Source organism: Streptomyces roseochromogenus subsp. oscitans DS 12.976 (assembly GCF_000497445.1).
Taxonomy (GTDB): domain Bacteria; phylum Actinomycetota; class Actinomycetes; order Streptomycetales; family Streptomycetaceae; genus Streptomyces; species Streptomyces oscitans.
Genome location: NZ_CM002285.1, coordinates 8,544,657 through 8,560,003, shown reverse-complemented (window position 1 = coordinate 8,560,003; position 15,347 = coordinate 8,544,657). Strand labels below are relative to the sequence as shown.

General features: G+C 71.2%; 13 protein-coding genes and 3 pseudogenes. 4 read left to right on the top strand and 12 right to left on the bottom strand.

Features of this window, described 5'->3' with window-relative positions; translation table 11 throughout:
• Positions 1-768 (bottom strand): annotated as a pseudogene (locus tag M878_RS49835) (hypothetical protein); the annotation flags it as partial.
• A 256-nt stretch (positions 769-1,024) separates the two neighbouring features.
• Between M878_RS49835 and M878_RS86735 the strand changes: the two are divergent.
• Both M878_RS86735 and M878_RS86730 read left to right on the top strand, forming a co-directional pair.
• Complete coding sequence (locus tag M878_RS86735; protein WP_023552846.1) at positions 1,025-1,855, top strand: DeoR/GlpR family DNA-binding transcription regulator; 831 nt, start codon at positions 1,025-1,027, stop codon at positions 1,853-1,855.
• Positions 1,856-1,923: 68 nt separating this feature from the next.
• Positions 1,924-2,418 carry an SRPBCC family protein gene (locus M878_RS86730; RefSeq protein ID WP_023552845.1) on the top strand — a complete coding sequence of 165 codons (495 nt, stop codon included), beginning with the start codon at positions 1,924-1,926 and terminating at the stop codon, positions 2,416-2,418.
• Here the strand turns inward: M878_RS86730 and M878_RS86725 are convergent.
• From M878_RS86725 to cds1, 8 genes are all read right to left on the bottom strand, one after another.
• Positions 2,412-3,203 carry an enoyl-CoA hydratase/isomerase family protein gene (locus M878_RS86725; protein ID WP_023552844.1) on the bottom strand — a complete coding sequence of 264 codons (792 nt, stop codon included), beginning with the start codon at positions 3,201-3,203 and terminating at the stop codon, positions 2,412-2,414. The genes M878_RS86730 and M878_RS86725 overlap by 7 nt on opposite strands.
• A complete protein-coding gene (locus M878_RS86720; RefSeq protein WP_023552843.1) occupies positions 3,200-4,462 on the bottom strand; it encodes a cytochrome P450 in 1,263 nt (420 codons plus the stop codon). The genes M878_RS86725 and M878_RS86720 overlap by 4 nt, the downstream gene beginning before the upstream one ends.
• Positions 4,463-4,626: 164 nt before the next feature.
• Positions 4,627-5,931, bottom strand: a complete 1,305-nt coding sequence (locus M878_RS86715) for a cytochrome P450 family protein (RefSeq protein ID WP_037731168.1) — start codon at positions 5,929-5,931, stop codon at positions 4,627-4,629.
• A gap of 95 nt (positions 5,932-6,026) precedes the next feature.
• Positions 6,027-6,629: a GTP-binding protein gene (locus M878_RS86710; RefSeq protein ID WP_031226911.1), complete on the bottom strand. Its 603-nt coding sequence runs from the start codon at positions 6,627-6,629 to the stop codon at positions 6,027-6,029.
• A complete protein-coding gene (locus M878_RS86705; RefSeq protein WP_023552840.1) occupies positions 6,604-6,978 on the bottom strand; it encodes a DUF742 domain-containing protein in 375 nt (124 codons plus the stop codon). The genes M878_RS86710 and M878_RS86705 overlap by 26 nt, the downstream gene beginning before the upstream one ends.
• On the bottom strand, positions 6,975-7,376 hold the full coding sequence (locus tag M878_RS86700) for a roadblock/LC7 domain-containing protein (protein WP_023552839.1): 402 nt from the start codon (positions 7,374-7,376) through the stop codon (positions 6,975-6,977). The genes M878_RS86705 and M878_RS86700 overlap by 4 nt, the downstream gene beginning before the upstream one ends.
• Complete coding sequence (locus M878_RS86695; protein WP_023552838.1) at positions 7,373-8,575, bottom strand: ATP-binding protein; 1,203 nt, start codon at positions 8,573-8,575, stop codon at positions 7,373-7,375. Before M878_RS86695 ends, M878_RS86700 begins: the two co-directional genes overlap by 4 nt.
• Positions 8,576-8,807: 232 nt before the next feature.
• Positions 8,808-9,932: an L-cysteine desulfhydrase Cds1 gene (gene cds1 / locus M878_RS86690; protein ID WP_023552837.1), complete on the bottom strand. Its 1,125-nt coding sequence runs from the start codon at positions 9,930-9,932 to the stop codon at positions 8,808-8,810.
• 505 nt (positions 9,933-10,437) lie between these two features.
• Here cds1 and M878_RS86685 point away from each other — a divergent pair.
• Both M878_RS86685 and M878_RS000000100560 read left to right on the top strand, forming a co-directional pair.
• Positions 10,438-10,761, top strand: a complete 324-nt coding sequence (locus tag M878_RS86685) for a hypothetical protein (RefSeq protein WP_023552836.1) — start codon at positions 10,438-10,440, stop codon at positions 10,759-10,761.
• 252 nt (positions 10,762-11,013) lie between these two features.
• Positions 11,014-11,559 (top strand): annotated as a pseudogene (locus M878_RS000000100560) (ATP-binding protein); the annotation flags it as partial.
• 378 nt (positions 11,560-11,937) lie between these two features.
• Here the strand turns inward: M878_RS000000100560 and M878_RS86675 are convergent.
• The 3 genes and pseudogenes from M878_RS86675 to M878_RS000000100555 form a co-directional block, all read right to left on the bottom strand.
• Positions 11,938-14,499 (bottom strand): ABC transporter permease, encoded by a 2,562-nt coding sequence (locus M878_RS86675; protein WP_023552834.1) that lies wholly within the window; start codon positions 14,497-14,499, stop codon positions 11,938-11,940.
• Entirely contained in the window at positions 14,496-15,245 is a 750-nt protein-coding gene (locus tag M878_RS86670; protein WP_023552833.1) for an ABC transporter ATP-binding protein, read from the bottom strand. The genes M878_RS86675 and M878_RS86670 overlap by 4 nt, the downstream gene beginning before the upstream one ends.
• Positions 15,242-15,347: pseudogene (locus M878_RS000000100555) on the bottom strand (SHOCT domain-containing protein); the annotation flags it as partial. The pseudogene M878_RS000000100555 and the gene M878_RS86670, both read right to left, overlap by 4 nt.

The following is a 15,347-nucleotide window of genomic DNA, read 5'->3' as shown; positions in this document are numbered from 1 at the left end:
GATGCGGCGCCCGTACCAGAAGCCGGGCAGGGCCAGAGCACTGCCGTCGGTGTCCGGTTCGGGGTCGTGGGACATCGGCCGGTGGGACTCGTACGCGCTCCAGGTGCGGTGCGACAGGTACCAGAGCAGGCAGGTCAGCGCGGTCGGCACCAGTGCGGCGAGGGCGAGTCGGCGGCCGGGCAGGCTCCACCAGCTGTCGTGCCCGCCGGGGGCGACGGACGCGTGCGGGGCGAGGAAGGTCAGCCAGGAGTGACGGCGGGTGCAGGCGTGGACGCCGGCGCACTGCCAGGCGACCAGGTCCAGGGCCACCTCGCAGGCGGCGGTCACCAGCAGCACGGTCAGGGTGAGGGCGGCCAGCCGTACGAGGAGGCCGTACAGGCGGGCGGCGCGCTGCCGGCCGGGGGCGGCGGGGCGCATCCAGTGGGCGAGGTTGACCACCATGAACGGCAGCAGCACCAGCCACAGGGCGCGGCTGCTGTCGCCTGAGGTGAGGTTGCACCAGACGTACGCCTCCTGGACGGGCTCGTCGCGCGAGCCCTCCGCGGCCCCGGCGTCCTCGGCGCGCCGGAAGACGGCGGCCGTGTCGTCACCGGTGACCCGGACGGTCCGCGGATCGCCGAGCATCTGCTCGGGAGTGGTCCCGCCCACCCCGTGGACCAGTAACTCCAGCTCGGGTTCCGGCCCGGCAACGTTGTCGGTACGCTGCCCGGCCGGGCGCTTCTCTGCGCGGTTCACTGTTCTCGCACCCCCGGGAGGCACCGAAGGCATGTGTCGGTGCGGGCTTCAGGCTCTCCGCTCCGGTGGGGGTGTACACCTCTCGTCACGGAATCTCCCCGATCCGTTTGGCGCAGCCGGGACGGCGGAGGCGGGGGTGGCATGTGCGCGTCGTGACAGGTGGTGGCGCAACCCCTGCCGACCCGTGAAAGGATGGGACGCCCGCGCATCTCCGGACGGACGGTACCTCCTGGTCGGAGGCGGTGCGCGGAGGTGTCGGACGGATGGCGGCGAAAGGACCGGAGCGTACGTGAGTGAGAATCAGAACCTCCTCGCGGAGCAGCGTCGCGCCCTGATCCTGGACGAGGTCCGGCGCCGGGGCGGGGTGCGCGTCAACGAACTGACCCGCAAGCTCGGCGTGTCGGACATGACCGTCCGCCGTGACCTGGACGCCCTCGCCCGTCAGGGCGTGCTGGAAAAGGTGCACGGCGGTGCGGTGCCGGTGGTCGAGGCCAGCACCCATGAGCCGGGCTTCGAGGCCAAGTCGGGTCTGGAGCTGACGGCCAAGGAGGACATCGCCCGGGCCGCCGCCCGGCTGGTCACCCCGGGCACGGCGATCGCCCTGTCCGGCGGTACGACGACGTACGCGCTCGCGCAGCACCTGCTGGAGGTGCCCGATCTGACCGTCGTGACGAACTCGGTGCGGGTCGCGGACGTGTTCCACGCGGCGCAGCGCACCTCGGGCCAGCGGCAGGGTGCTGCCACGGTCGTACTGACCGGCGGGGTGCGTACCCCGTCGGACTCGCTGGTGGGGCCGGTGGCCGACCAGGCGATCGCCGCTCTCCACTTCGATCTGCTGTTCCTCGGGGTGCACGGCATATCGGTCGAGGCCGGTCTGTCCACGCCGAACCTCGCGGAGGCGGAGACGAACCGTCGGCTGGTGCACTCAGCGCGCCGGGTCGTGGTGGTCGCCGACCACACCAAGTGGGGTACGGTGGGCCTGAGTTCGTTCGCCACGCTGGAGCAGGTGGACACGCTCGTCACGGACGCGGGTCTGCCGGCCGAGGCGCGCGCGGAGATCTCGGAGCACTTGCGCGTGGTGGTGGCGGGCGAGCCCGGGGAAGACGACACAGACATCTGAGAGACTGTCAGCTATGGTGGGCCGCCCGGTCGACCGCCCTGTGGGAGGGGCACAAGGGGGTTACATCCATGGCTCGTCGTCTGCGCCCGGTGGACCTCGACTTCGTCGGGGCCGCGCCCGTCCGTCTGGTCTTCGCGCGGAACATGTCCGCCGCCCCCGAGCAGGTCTTCCACGCGCTCGCGGAGGACGTGCCCGGCTGGACGCGGTGGTTCTCGGCGGTGACGCTCGCCCGGGCCACCGACGGCGGTGCCGGGCGTGAGATCCGGCTCGTGGGCGGGACTCGGTTCGCGGAGACGGTCCTCGTGGCGAAGGAGCCCGAGGTGTACGCCTACCGCGTCGACACCACCAACGCGCCGGGCGCCCGTGCCCTGGTCGAGGAGTGGCGCCTCACCCCTCGTGGCACCGGCACCCTCGTGCAGTGGACCTTCGCCGCCGATGGGACGGCCGCGTTCCGGTTCGTGCTCCGGCTGGCCCGGGCGGGCCTGGGGCGGGCTTTCCGTGACGCGGTGACGGCCTTGGACCGGCGCCTGGCGAAACCGTGCTCGGGAAGCGGTGATCAGTAGGCTCCGCGGCTGTGGTGTGCCTCGGTCACGACTGCGGCCATCAGTTCCGCATCCAGCGCGGAGACGTCGGCCAGACGCGAGACCGAGGACAGCGAGTTGAGCAGTGTCTTGGTGACGCGCAGGGCGGACTGGGGACGGCGGACGATGGGCTTGGCCCAGGCGGCGACGGCCGCGTCCAGCTCCTGAGCGGGGACGACCCGCTGCAGGATGGACAGGGACCGGGCTTCCGCCGCCGTGATGGCGCGTCCGGTGAGGACGATCTCGCGGACGTGGGCGGCGCCGACCTCGCTGATGAGACGGGGCAGCAGACCGCCCCACGCGGTGGGCAGCCCGAGCGCGAGTTCCGGGAGCCGGAAGGTCGCGTCCTCGGAGCCGACCCGCAGATCGCAGGCGAGCGCCAGGGCGAAGCCGGCCCCGATGGCCTTGCCGTGGACGCGGGCGATGGTGACGGCCGGGTTCGTGGTCAGGGCGTCGCAGACGCGCCGCGCCTTGATCCCCGTCATGCGGATGCCGCTGCCCAGGGGGTCGTGGACGAGCTGCCGGCTGAACTCGCTGCGGTCCCCGCCGAGGCAGAAGTCGTCGCCGCTCCCGGCGAGCACGAGCACGCGGACTGCCGGGTCCTGGTCCTGGAGGACCGCCAGGAGGTCGTCCAGCAGGTCATCGGTGACCATGTTGCCCTGCTCGGGGTTGTTCAGCTCGATCGTGAGTACCGGGCCCTCCCGGTGGGTCCGCAGGGTCCGCCGTACGGCGTCGGCCGGGAGGGTCGTCAGGGGGAGGGCAGTCATGTCGTCACTTTCAGGGAGGTGATGCGCCGGAAGACCATCCGGTTCGCGTAGGCCGGTCCCGCGGTCGGCCGCAGGGTGGGGAATCGTTCCAGCAGCTGGGTGAGCAGAAGTCTCGCCTCCAGGCGGGCCAGGGCCGTGCCGAGGCAGTAGTGGGCGCCGCCGCCGAAGGTGAGGTGGCCGCCCTTGCGGCGGATGTCGAAGACGTGGGGTTCCGGGTTGCGCCGCGGGTCGTGGTTGGCTGCGCCGTAGAGGACGTGGACGGTGGTGTCCTTGGTGACGGGTACGCCGGCGAGGACGGTGTCGTCCGCTGCGAAGCGGGAGTTGAGGTGGATCGGCGGGTCGTAGCGCAGCGCCTCGTCGATCGCGTCGTCCATGTGCTCGGGGTGCCGGCGCAGCCAGTCGGCCCGGGCGGGGTCCTGGGTCAGGAACCACACCGCGTTGGTCAGCAGGGTAGCGGTGGTCTCCAGGGAGGCGATGGTGAGGAACATCGTCAGGTCGTACAGCATCTGGTCGGCCGCCGCGCGGTCGTCGGGGTACTGGGCGTCCCAGTAGCGGATCCAGCCGGTGAGGACGTCGTCGCCGGGGTGGGCGCGGCGGTGGGCGACGAGGCCGGTGAAGTAGTCCTTCATCTCCAGGGTGGCCTGGGCCGAGACGGCCAGTTCCCTCCTGGTGGGGATGAGTTCCTGGGCGTGAATCTGACGGTGGGTGAAGTCGAGGATGTGGGGGTAGTGCTCGGCCGGGATGGCGAGCCACTGGCCGACGGTGTGGATGGGCAGTTGGTCGCCGACCGTGGTGACGAAGTCGGCCTCGCCGTGGGTGCGCAGCGCTGAGTCGAGGCGGTCCAGGAGCCGGGTGACGTGGTCCTCGATCCGAGGCCGCATGGCGTCGAGAGTGCCGCGGTCGAAGAGGTTGCCGAGGGCGCGGCGCCGGAAGGTGTGCTCGGGCGGGTTGAGGCGGGAGAGCGTCCGTGTCATCTCGCGGGTCGCCGGGTCCTGCCAGCGGGCCGCGTGGGACCGGCGTTCCTGCCAGGCGAAGTCCGGTACGAGCCAGTCCCGGCCGCGCAGGATCTGGCTGCAGGTGTCGAATCCGGTCACGAAGTACCCGCCCCAGGGAGCGGGCACCACCTCACCCAGTGCGCGCAGTTCGTCCCAGACGGGGAGGGGGTTGGCCTGTCCTTCGCCGGAACGGAGGCGACGAAGGAGGGAGATGACGGCTCGGCGGTCGGTGATTTTACCGCGTATGTCGCCAACGGCGGTCACGCGAAGCTCCTCCATGGCTGGGCGCTACCGGATTACCGCCGGAACCTACCCTTCCTCTCTCCCTGGTCATGCGCCTGTCAGTGTTGCTCCCGTCACATGTCGCACACCAGTCACGGAAGAAGTCCACACATGCCGCACATCCGCCCCGGAGGAACTTCGCGGCATCAGACCCGGAAGATGTCCAGGAACGTACTCCAGAATCCCTTCTTTCTGGCCGGTTCCTGACGGGCGGCGGCCACCGGTGCCGTGGGGAGCGGCTGCTCCACCGCGGCGGGGGCGGTACGGCTCTGCAGTGCGGAGGCCATGCGGGTGGCCGGTGTCGGGCTGAAGGCCACGGGCAGTGCGGCCAGCGCCCGGTGGAACGGGCCAGGCCGCCATTCGAGGTCCTCCTCCGGGACGGCCAGGGTCAGGTCGGGCAGGGCGTTGAGGAGCTTCTCGATCGCGGTGACGGCGATGACCTGCGCCGGGTCCTTGGCCGGGCACGCGTGCGGTCCGGCTCCCCAGGCCAGGTGGGCGCCCTTGCTGTGCTTCCGGCGGGCCTCGGCCAGCGCGGGATCGCTGTTGGCCGCGGCGAAGCTGATGACGACCGGTGTGCCCGTCTCGGCCACCACTCCCCCGAGGTCCACGTCCTGGACCGGGTAGTGGGTGGCGTAGTTGGCGATCGGCGTCTGGTTCCACAGCACGTGATCGATCGCCTCCTCGACCAGCAGCCCGGAGTCGCGTCCGCTGGTGTCGGGTGACAGCAGCAGGAGCAGGGCGTTGCCGATCAGATTGCGCTCGGGTTCCACGCCGGCGCCCATCAGCATGACCAGCTGGTCCTTGAGTTCCTCGTCGGTCAGCCCCGCGGGGTGCTGGATCAGCCAGGAGGTCATGTCGTCGCCGGGCCGGCGGCGCTTGAGGGCGATCAACTCCATGAGGCAGGAGGTGAGTTCCTCGTTGGCGCGCAGGGCGTCCTTGCCGTCGAAGATCGCCGACATGGAGGTGGTCAGGGTGTCACCGATGTCCGCCGGGCAGCCGAAGAGCTTGTTGAACAGCAGCAGCGGCAGCAGTTTGGCGTAGTCGTTGAGGAGGTCGGCCCGGCCTCGCTCGCTGAACTGGTCGATGAGGTAGTCGGCGAGGGGCTCGACGTCGCGCCGTATTCGGGTGATGTTGAGCCGGGCCAGGCTGTCCGTGACGGCCTTGCGCAGCCGCAGGTGCACGGCGCCGTCGGTGAACAGGCAGTTGGGCCGGTACGCCATCATCGGCAGCACCGGGTGGTCCAGCCCGATCTGCCCTTCGCTCAGGGCCTTCCAGCGGCGGGCGTCCCGGGCGAAGAGCGTGGAGTTCTGCAGCACGCGCAGGGCCGTCTCATGGCCGACGACGAGCGTGGCGTCGATACCGGGGGCGAGTTCGACCGGTCCGGCCGGACCGTGGGCGCGCAGCCGATCGTAGACCTGGTGGGGGTCGGCGGCGAACGCCGCGTCGTGCATGGGGCATCTGGCCGCGGCGGGGGCGGGGGCTGACTGGCGGTCCATGGGGTTCCTTCTGCTGGCTCCGGGCCGATGGTCCGGCGGGGATGGGGGTGTCAGGCGGCTCGGGTGAGCAGGTGACGCACGAGCTCGATCAGCGCGTGGGCGGAGGACTGCCGGTCGCGGGCGTCGCAGTAGACGACGGGGGTGTCCGGGAGCAGGTCGAGCGCCTCGCGCACCTCCGCCTCCTCGTACGCCGGGCCCGGCTGGAAGCTGTTGACCGCGATGGCGTACTCGAGGCCGTACCGCTCGACGAGGTCGATGACGGGGAAGGTCTCCTCCAGCCGGGCGGGGTCGACCAGGAGGAGCGCGCCCAGCGCGCCGCGGGCCATGTCCTCCCACAGCTGCATGAAGCGCTGCTGTCCGGGGGTGCCGAACAGGTACAGCACGAGTTCGTCGCTGAGCGTCAGCCGGCCGAAGTCCAGGGCCACGGTGGTGGTGGTCTTGTCCGCCACGCCCCTGAGGTCGTCCACGTGGAGGGACGCCTGTGTCATCTTCTCCTCGGTCCGCAGCGGGGTGATCTCCGACAGCGAGCCGATGAAGGTCGTCTTGCCCACCGCGAAGTGCCCGACGACGAGGATCTTGGCGGCGTTGGTCACCGCGCTGGAGACGTAGATGGATCCAGGGGCCGTCTCAGCCGATGAGGGATTGGAGTCCATTCAGAACCTTCTCGAGGGTCGCTCTGTCAACGTTCTGAGCCCGGGGTGGCTCGGCGCGGCGCAGGAGGTGGCCCTGCTCGAATAAATCGGTCAGCAGCAGCCGGGCCACCCCCACCGGCAGTCCCACGTGGCCGGCCACTTCGGCGACCGACAGGTAGCCGCCCGCGATCAGCTTCCAGATCGCCATCACCTCGGGGCCGGCTCCCAGCGGAGGGATCCGCTCGGGAGCCAGGGTGACGAGGGTGTGCAGCGCCAGGTCATCCGAGGCAGGCAGGCTCCGCCCGCCGGTGATGACGTAGGAGCGGACGAATTCGCTGGTGACGGAGGCTTCCTCGCCGGGCCTCGTCATGCTCCGGCACCGCTGTCCGAACGCGGCGCCACGCTCATCGCCTTGCTCAGGCCCGCCACCGTCTTCTGCATCCGGAACGACATGGCCTCCATGTCCACGTCCAGCGCGGCCGAGACGGCGAGATATGCGCCCTGACCCGCGGCGATCAGAAAGATCCAGCCGCCGTCGTACTCCAGCAGCGTCTGCTTCCAGATCCCGTGTCCCGCTCCCACGAACCCCGCGACGGCACGGCTCAGCGACTGCATCGAACTCATCGCTGCGGCGTTCGTCTCGGCGTCGTCCCGCGCGATGTCGTCGGAGCGCTGCAGCAGCAGGCCGTCGCCCGAGACGAGGACCGCGTGCCGGGCCCCGCGCACCTCCAGCACGTCGTTCAGCACCCAGGACAGGTCGATCTTCACTTGTTGTCAGATCCTTCCGTGGTGTTCGTGGTGCGCCCGAGCTGTGTACCGCGCGCGAACGCCCCGAGCCGCGACGCCGTGACCTCGCTGTCCGGTTCGGCCGTTCCCTCCTGGCCGGCGGTGTCGAGGGCCGGGACCACCGTGACCGAGCCACTGCGCCTGCGCCGTTTGGGCAGACCTCCCTGGGTCGTTCCCACCACGTGCGAGGGGCCCACGGCCGGTACGGACGCCAGCCTCTGGGGGATCTCCTCCGGGCCTGCGGGGATCTGGGCGTCGGCCGGAGGGGAAGGAACGTCGGCCGCGAGAAGGCTTTCGGGTACACGAATCACTGCACGTACTCCGCCGTAGGGGGACACGGAGCCGACGGAGACGGCGAAGCCGTAGCGGGCGGCGAGCATGCCGCACACGGCGAAGCCGAACCGCGGCGGATCGCCGAGACCGGTGATGTCGACGGGACCGTCGACGGTGAGCAGTGCCGCCGCCCGGTCCTTGGTCTCCTGGTCCATGCCCAGACCGGCGTCGTCCACGATGAAGCACACACCGGTCGGTACGGCCTGGATGTTGACCTCGACGGGCGTCCCGGGCGCACTGTAGTTCGTCGCGTTGTCCAGCACTTCCGCCAGCACGACGGCCACCGGCTCGACCGCCTTGCCGACGAGCGAGACGTTGACCTGCGAGTGGACACTGACCCGGTTGAAGTCCTTGATCCGGCCCTGGGCGCTGCGCGCGACGTCATAGACCGTGGCGGCGCCGTCACGCCGGCCCAGCCAGCCGCCGCACAGCACGGAGATGCCCTTGGCGCGGCGGCCGAACTGGCTGCCGGTGTGGTCGACCGACATCAGGTCGGCCAGGACCTCCGTGGTGTCGCCGTACTTCCTCAGCAGGCTGTCCAGGAGAACCTGCTGCTCCTCGGCGAGCGACTGCAGCGTTCCCATCGCGGACTTCAGCACCGCCTTGGTCGCCGCCTCGGCGTCCGCCCGTACGTCCGCGAGGTCGCGCTGTTGCTGTGCGGTCAGCGCGGCGATGTGCGTGTGGAGCTGACCGACGTCGCCGCGGGCCTCGCTCAGCCCTGTCTCCAGGTCCTTCCTCGTTCTTCGGAGCGCCATATTGGTTCTCCGGGCCCGCATCACTGCGACGACCGCAGCGATGAGCACCACCAGCAAGATCCACAGCAGTGGATCCTGGGTCAATGACGTCATGAGACTCTCTTCAAGTCGCATCGCGCCAGGAGCAATCGAGCGCGATGGTGGCTTTGCGACTGTCCCCCCGGCGCGCAACTTGACACGCCGTCAGCCCACTGAAAAGTGGGATGATCTTATCAGTCACTCAGACACAACCAGCTTGCTCACAAGCGGGATTGAGACGTCACCAAACCCACACAGTCCTGTCACCTGCCGGTCGGGCAACGGCCGCCGAAGAGGCGGGGCCGGGTCAGTCCGGCCACACACCCGTCGCCAGGAGCGTGTCGATCGCCGCCGCGTACGGCGTGATGTCCAGGCCCTGTTCCGCGACCCAGGCGTCGGAGTAGTACTTGTCGAGATAGCGGTCGCCCGGGTCACAGAGCAGGGTGACGACGCTGCCCCGGCGCCCCTCGGCCACCATCTCGGAGACGATCTTCAGCGCGCTCCACAGTCCCGTGCCCGTGGAGCCGCCCGCCTTGCGGCCGATGGCCGCCTCCAGGGCGCGTACAGCGGCGACACTGGCCGCGTCCGGGACCTTCATCATCCGGTCGATCGCGCCGGGCACGAAGCTCGGCTCCATACGCGGCCGGCCGATGCCCTCGATCCGGGAGCCGCAGTCACAGGTGACGTCCGGATCGCCGGTGGTCCAGCCCTCGAAGAAACAGGAGTTGTCCGGATCGGCGACGCAGACACGGGTGTCGTACTGCATGTAGTGGACATAGCGCGCGAGGGTCGCGGAGGTGCCGCCGGTGCCCGCCGTGGCGACGATCCACGCCGGCTCCGGGAAGCGCTCCAACTCCAGCTGGCGGAAGATGGATTCGGCGATGTTGTTGTTGCCGCGCCAGTCCGTGGCCCGCTCGGCGTAGGTGAACTGGTCCATATAGTGGCCACCGGTCTCCACCGCGAGGCGGGCCGACTCCTCGTACATCTTCCGGGAGTCGTCCACGAAGTGGCACTGGCCGCCATGGAACTCGATGAGGCGGCACTTCTCGGCGCTGGTCGTGCGCGGCATGACCGCGATGAAGGGCACGCCGATCAGCTTGGCGAAGTAGGCCTCGGAGACGGCGGTGGAGCCGCTGGACGCCTCGATCACCGGGCGACCGGGCCGGATCCAGCCATTGCAGAGACCGTAGAGGAAGAGGGAGCGGGCGAGACGGTGCTTGAGGCTGCCGGTGGGGTGCGTCGACTCGTCCTTGAGGTAGAGGTCGATGCCCCAGTGCTCGGGCAGCGGGAAGCGCAGCAGGTGTGTGTCCGCCGACCGGTTGGCGTCGGCCTGCACCTTTCGGACGGCCTCTTTCAGCCAGTCACGATAGGTGGTGTCGCTGCGGTCGACGTCGAGGGTGGCGCCGGGTCTGCTCTGGTGGGTGGTGCTCACGACGGTGCTCCTTACGCTGGGCGCCGACGACGCCTCACGCGCCCGGCATGTCGAGCATAGGCATCTTTGACACCGCTTCCCACCTGCATAAACGCATCTTTGGTGCCCCCAAAGCCACCCTGTGGCACAGCCGTACGGGGCCGTTGGGGGCGCATTTGGCGGGAGTGCTCCGGGCGACTGCGGTACGCACTCCACGTGTACTGGTGCTTCCGGCCGCATCGGGGCAGACTGCACGCGACGGGACGATCGCCCGGCGGGCCTGTCCGACGGTTCCCGTCGTCCGCCCGAAGGGCGGGCCCCGCGGCGTCCGGCGCGCGCGATCGCAAGGCGTCGGAGCGCTCTCGTGGCGGAGCCACGGGGGCGATTCGGCAACGCGGCTGGAGGTCCCCCCCACGCCGTGGGGGAGTGCGTGCCGGGCGTCGCGGGGCAGACGGGAACCGTCGGACAGGCCCTACGGGGGCGCACACTGGATCGCGGGAGCACACGGGCAAGGGGGCGGCGAGGGATGGCGGAGCCGGAGTTCACAGCCTCGGGCGTGCGGATCGGCAAGCGGATGCGTTCGCTCACCCGCGCCGGGCAGGTCCGGATCAACGACGGCAGGGTGGAGCTGCTCACCAGCTACGGCAGCGAGATCGACAGCGCCCCGGTACAGGCGGTGCGCGCGTCCAAGCCGTGGTTCGGGCCGGGCGACAAGGCGCTGGCCGACATCAACGGCAAGCGGTACCTGCTGACGCTCGGCGAGCAGGACCCCGCTCCGGGCGAGCCGGGTCCGCCCGCGGCACGGCGGTTCATCGAGGCGGTGCGCCGGGCCGCCAAACGCGGCGGCTGACCGGCCTACGACAGCCGGCCGGGATCACTCCGGTGGCGTACTCCGGGCAGCGGACCGTCGCGGCGAGTTGCGGGAGCGCATCCCCTGCGTCACGCTGGTCACACGTCACTCTGGGTTTACCGGCGATAACGCTGCGAACCAGCCCGCCGGCCATGGCAGCAGGCGGCTGTCTGGACGCAAGCACCCTGCTGGATCCGTTGTTCTCCGTGTTCTTCCGGTCCCTTCGGACCTCTACATCGGGGAGTCGCAGCCGTGATCAGTCACCCAAGCAGGCACTGCACGGTGGAGCTCCAAGCCCTGCCGTCGCGGATCGGCCAGGTCCGCAGAATCGTATCTGCGCAGTTGCGCTACTGGCATATGGACCCGTTGATAGACCGGGCCGCGCTCGGTGTGACGGAGCTGCTGAGTAACGTGCACCGGCACGCCAGGCCCGACAAGTCGTGCACGGTCGAGCTGGAGCTGGCGCCGGACCGGCTCACGGTCTCGGTGCGCGATCACGATCCGCGGCTGCCGGTGCTGGCCGACGACGCCGCGCACGTGCTGGAGGCCGCACCGCTCGCCACCTGTGGGCGGGGGCTCGCGATGGTGGCGGCGGTGAGCGAGAGCTGGGGCGCCCGGCCGGACGGTGAGAACGGCAAGGTCGTGTGGTTCACACTGTCCGCGCCGGCGGTGGCACGGCCGCATCCGGCTCACACGCCGCGCCGTACGAGGGAGCCACTTCCGACGCCGGAGCCGGTCCCGGTACGGTCCACGGTGCCCGTGGCGGCGTCGGCGCCTGTGCCGGCCGCGGCTTCGGTACCCGCCACTGCTGTGCCGGCCGGGACTCCGGTACGCACCGGGGCTCCCGTCGGTGCCGCGGCGCAGGTTACGAGCGTGGCGCCTGCTCCCGCCGTGGCCGGGGTGAAGGCTCCCGCCCGGTCGGCCGTTCCTGGCTGACCGGGCGGTGACCTTGGGTGGGCGCGGGGGGGGCGCTCACCAGCGACGGCGGGACCACGCAGCTGACGGCGCCTCAGTTCCCCAAGGGGCGCGAGGCCGTACCCATATGCGGCTCCGCCGCGACGAGGTCCCCCCGGGTTCGAGCGAAGCCGAGAACTCGGAGGAACAACCCGCCACAACGGATCCGCACTCGCGCACAGTCGAAACACGGCTCGGCAGGCGGGCGCTCTCAGCGGGACGTCACTCCGTTGCGATGGCCCGGAGGACGTCCAGCCGGGACGCTCGACGGGAGGGGCGCAGGCCCGCCAGCGCGCCGGCGGTGAGGCCGACGAGGGCCACGACGGCGAGCCGGGCGGGTGGGAGCGCGAAGGCGAACGCCGTGTCGCTCGCGCCGTCGGACGCCTTGACCAGCACCCAGCCCAGGAAGGCGCCGAGCCCGAGCCCTCCCACCGTGCCGAACGCGCCGACCAGGACCGACTCCCAGCGGACCATCGCCCGCAGCTGGGCGCGGGTCTGCCCGACGGCGCGCAACAGGCCCAGTTCCCGGGTGCGTTCGTGCAGCGCGAGGGTCAGGGTGTTGGCGATGCCGAGCAGGGCGATGACCACCGCGAGGGCGAGCAGCGCGTAGACGAGGGTGAGCATCATGTCGATGCCGCCGGCCGACGACTGCGCGTACTCGTCACGGGTCTGCACCTCGGGGTTGCCGTACCGCGCGGCTGCCTTCCGTACCGCCGCCTTGCCCGCGTCCGCGCTCACCCCGTGCTTGAAGGTGACCGCGATCACGGAGTCCGCGTCCTGGATGCGGTGCGGGGCCCAGGCGGCGCGGGTGATGACGTAGTCGCCCGCGAGTTCCGACTGGCCGTACACGGCCCGGACGGTGAAGTTTTCGCTCCTGCCGTCGGTGAAGGTCAGGCGCGCGGTGCCGCCGGTGCGCAGATGCTGCCGGTCGGCCTCCGTCCGGGTGACGGCGATGCCATCCGCGCCGAGGTCCCGCAGCGAGCCGGTGACCGTGCCGAGGTCGAAGGTGCGGGCGAGTGCCACGGGATCGGTGACGGTCAACGCCCGTCCCCTGCCGTTCACTTCGGCGACGCCGCGGCCCAGCCCCACAGCCGTGTCCACCTCGGGCAGCCGCTGCAGGGCGGGGGCCAGCCGGGGGCTGAGTCCGCTGCCGCCCGCACCGAAGGACGGGCTGCTGACGGCGACGTCACCGGCGAAGGACCGGGACACCGTCTGGTCCATCGTGGCCTTCAGCGAGGCGCCGAAGACGGTGAACAGCGAGACCACGGCCACGCCGATCATCAGCGCGCTCGCGGTGGCCGCCGTCCGCCTCGGGCTGCGCAGGGCGTTGCGCCGGGCAAGCCCGCCCGTCACACCGCGCAGCCGGTCCAAGGGGGCGCCCAGCAGTCGTACGGCCGTCGTCGCGGCGACCGGGCCGAGGACGACGAAGGCCGCCAGGGCGAGCAGCGCGCCGACTCCCGCCAGCCATACCGACGGGGTGACGAACACGCCGGCGAGGGTCGCGGCGAGCGCGAGCGCGCCCAGGACGCTTCCGGCGATCGCGCGCGGGCGGGACGCGCCCGAGCCGTCGACAGCCGTCTCCCGCAGGGCCGCGAGCGGTGCGGTGCGTCCGGCGCGCCGGGCCGGGAGCAGCGCGGAGCCGAGGCAGATCACGATGCCCACCGCGAGCGGCAGCATCATCGACAGGGTCTTGATCACCAAGTCGCCGTCGGGGAACGGGAATCCGATCGCCGGGAACAGTGCCTGGAGGCCGGCGGCGATGCCGATGCCGCCCGCGAGTCCGGCGAGGGACGCGGTGAGCGCGACGAGACAGGCCTCGGCGAGCGCGGCGGCGGTCACCTGGCGGCGGGCCGCGCCGAGTGCCCGCAACAGGGCGTTCTCGCGGGTGCGTTGGGCGACCACGATGGCGAACGTGTTGTGGATGGAGAAGGTGGCGACGAGCAGGGCCACGCCGGAGAACACGAGCAGGAAGGTGGTGAAGACGGTCAGGAACTGACCGGAGATCATGTCGGTGTTCTCCTGCGCCGCCCGCTGACCGGTGATGGCCTCGACTCCCCGGGGCAGCACGGGAGTCAGCCGCCGTACCAGCTCCCGCTGGGTCACTCCGGGTCCGGCCCGCACGTCGATCGCCGCGGCCTGGCCGGGTCGCGCGGTGAGGTACTTCTCGGCGTCGGCCCTGGTCATGCCGGTGAACGTCACCTGGGCCATGCCGTCCTGGCCGCCGAAGGTGGCGAGGCCGACAAGGGTGACCCGCACCGGGTCCGGCGTACGCAGCGTGGTGGTGTCACCGATCTTCAGGCCGCCCTTCTTCGCGGCACCCCGGTTCACCACGACCTCGCCCGGCTTCGCGGGCACGCGGCCCTCGGCCAGCCGGTACGGGTTCAGGCGGGTGTCCGTGATCCAGTTACCGGCGAGCGTAGGCGGCCCCTGGCCGCCCACCGGTTTGCCGTCGGAACCGACGAGCTGGCCGGCGCCCTGGATGTTCGGTGCGGCGGCCGCCACGCCGGGGACCCGTTCGATGGTCTGCACCAGCGAGGTGTCCACCGGCCGTCGTACGCCCTGGGCCTCGCCGGGTGTGGTGATGGCGTCGGCGCCGCGTACGACGGCGTCCGTGCCGCTGGTGGCCTCGCCGAACATGCTGCCGAAGCTCGCGCGCAGCGTGTCGCCCATGACGAGGGTGCCGGTCAGGAAGGCGACGCCGAGGAACACGGCGAGGAAGGTGCCGGCGAACCGGCGCCGGTGTGCGCGCAGGGAGGTGAGGCTGAGCCGGAGCGAGGCGTTCATGTCCGCACCTCGAAGGCCTTCAGGCGGTCCAGGACCCGGTCCGCGGTCGGCGCCTCCATCCGGTCGACCAGCCGTCCGTCGGCGAGGAAGAGCACCTCGTCGGCGTGCCCGGCGGCCACCGGGTCGTGCGTGACCATGACGACCGTACGGTCCATCTCCCGTACGGCGGAGCCGAGGAGGCCGAGGACCTCCGCGCCGGAGCGGGAGTCGAGGTTTCCGGTCGGTTCGTCGGCGAAGACCACATCGGGCCGCCCGGCGAACGCCCGTGCCACGGCGACGCGTTGCTGCTGTCCGCCGGAGAGCTCCGAGGGCCGGTGGTGCAGCCGGTCACGCAGCCCGACGACATCGATGAGCGCGTCGATCCACTCCCGGTCGCCGTGCCGGCCGGCCAGGTCCAGGGGGAGCGTGATGTTCTCCGCGACGGTCAGCGTCGGCACCAGGTTGAACGCCTGGAAGACGAAGCCGACCCGGTCGCGGCGCAGCAGAGTAAGCCGCCGGTCGTCCAGCGCGCCGAGTTCGGTGTCGCCGATGTAGGCGGCGCCGGAGGTGAGCGTGTCGAGGCCGGCCGCGCAGTGCATGAGGGTGGATTTGCCGGAGCCGGAGGGGCCCATGATCGCTGTGAAGCGTCCGGCGGGAAAGGAGACGTCGACGGCGTCCAGGGCGCGTACGGCGGTGTCGCCACCGCCGTACACCTTCACCGCGTCGACCACGCGGGCGGCGGCCCGCGGTGCGGTGGCCGTGGTCATGCCGCGCCTCCCTTGCCGGCGCGGCCGAACTGCTCCTCCAGGACGGACAGCCGGCGCCAGTACTCGTCCTCGTCGATCTCGCCGGAGGCGAAGCGGCGGCCG

Bases quoted from the DNA above. Each gene is read 5' to 3' on its own strand.
- M878_RS86725 (WP_023552844.1), bottom strand. From the start codon at position 3,203: ATGACTGCCCTCCCCCTGACGACCCTCCCGGCCGACGCCGTACGGCGG.
- M878_RS86715 (WP_037731168.1), bottom strand. From the start codon at position 5,931: ATGCACGACGCGGCGTTCGCCGCCGACCCCCACCAGGTCTACGATCGG.
- M878_RS86685 (WP_023552836.1), top strand. From the start codon at position 10,438: ATGGCGGAGCCGGAGTTCACAGCCTCGGGCGTGCGGATCGGCAAGCGG.
- M878_RS86705 (WP_023552840.1), bottom strand. From the start codon at position 6,978: ATGACGAGGCCCGGCGAGGAAGCCTCCGTCACCAGCGAATTCGTCCGC.
- M878_RS86730 (WP_023552845.1), top strand. From the start codon at position 1,924: ATGGCTCGTCGTCTGCGCCCGGTGGACCTCGACTTCGTCGGGGCCGCG.
- M878_RS86675 (WP_023552834.1), bottom strand. From the start codon at position 14,499: ATGAACGCCTCGCTCCGGCTCAGCCTCACCTCCCTGCGCGCACACCGG.
- M878_RS86670 (WP_023552833.1), bottom strand. From the start codon at position 15,245: ATGACCACGGCCACCGCACCGCGGGCCGCCGCCCGCGTGGTCGACGCG.
- M878_RS86710 (WP_031226911.1), bottom strand. From the start codon at position 6,629: ATGGACTCCAATCCCTCATCGGCTGAGACGGCCCCTGGATCCATCTAC.
- M878_RS86695 (WP_023552838.1), bottom strand. From the start codon at position 8,575: ATGACGTCATTGACCCAGGATCCACTGCTGTGGATCTTGCTGGTGGTG.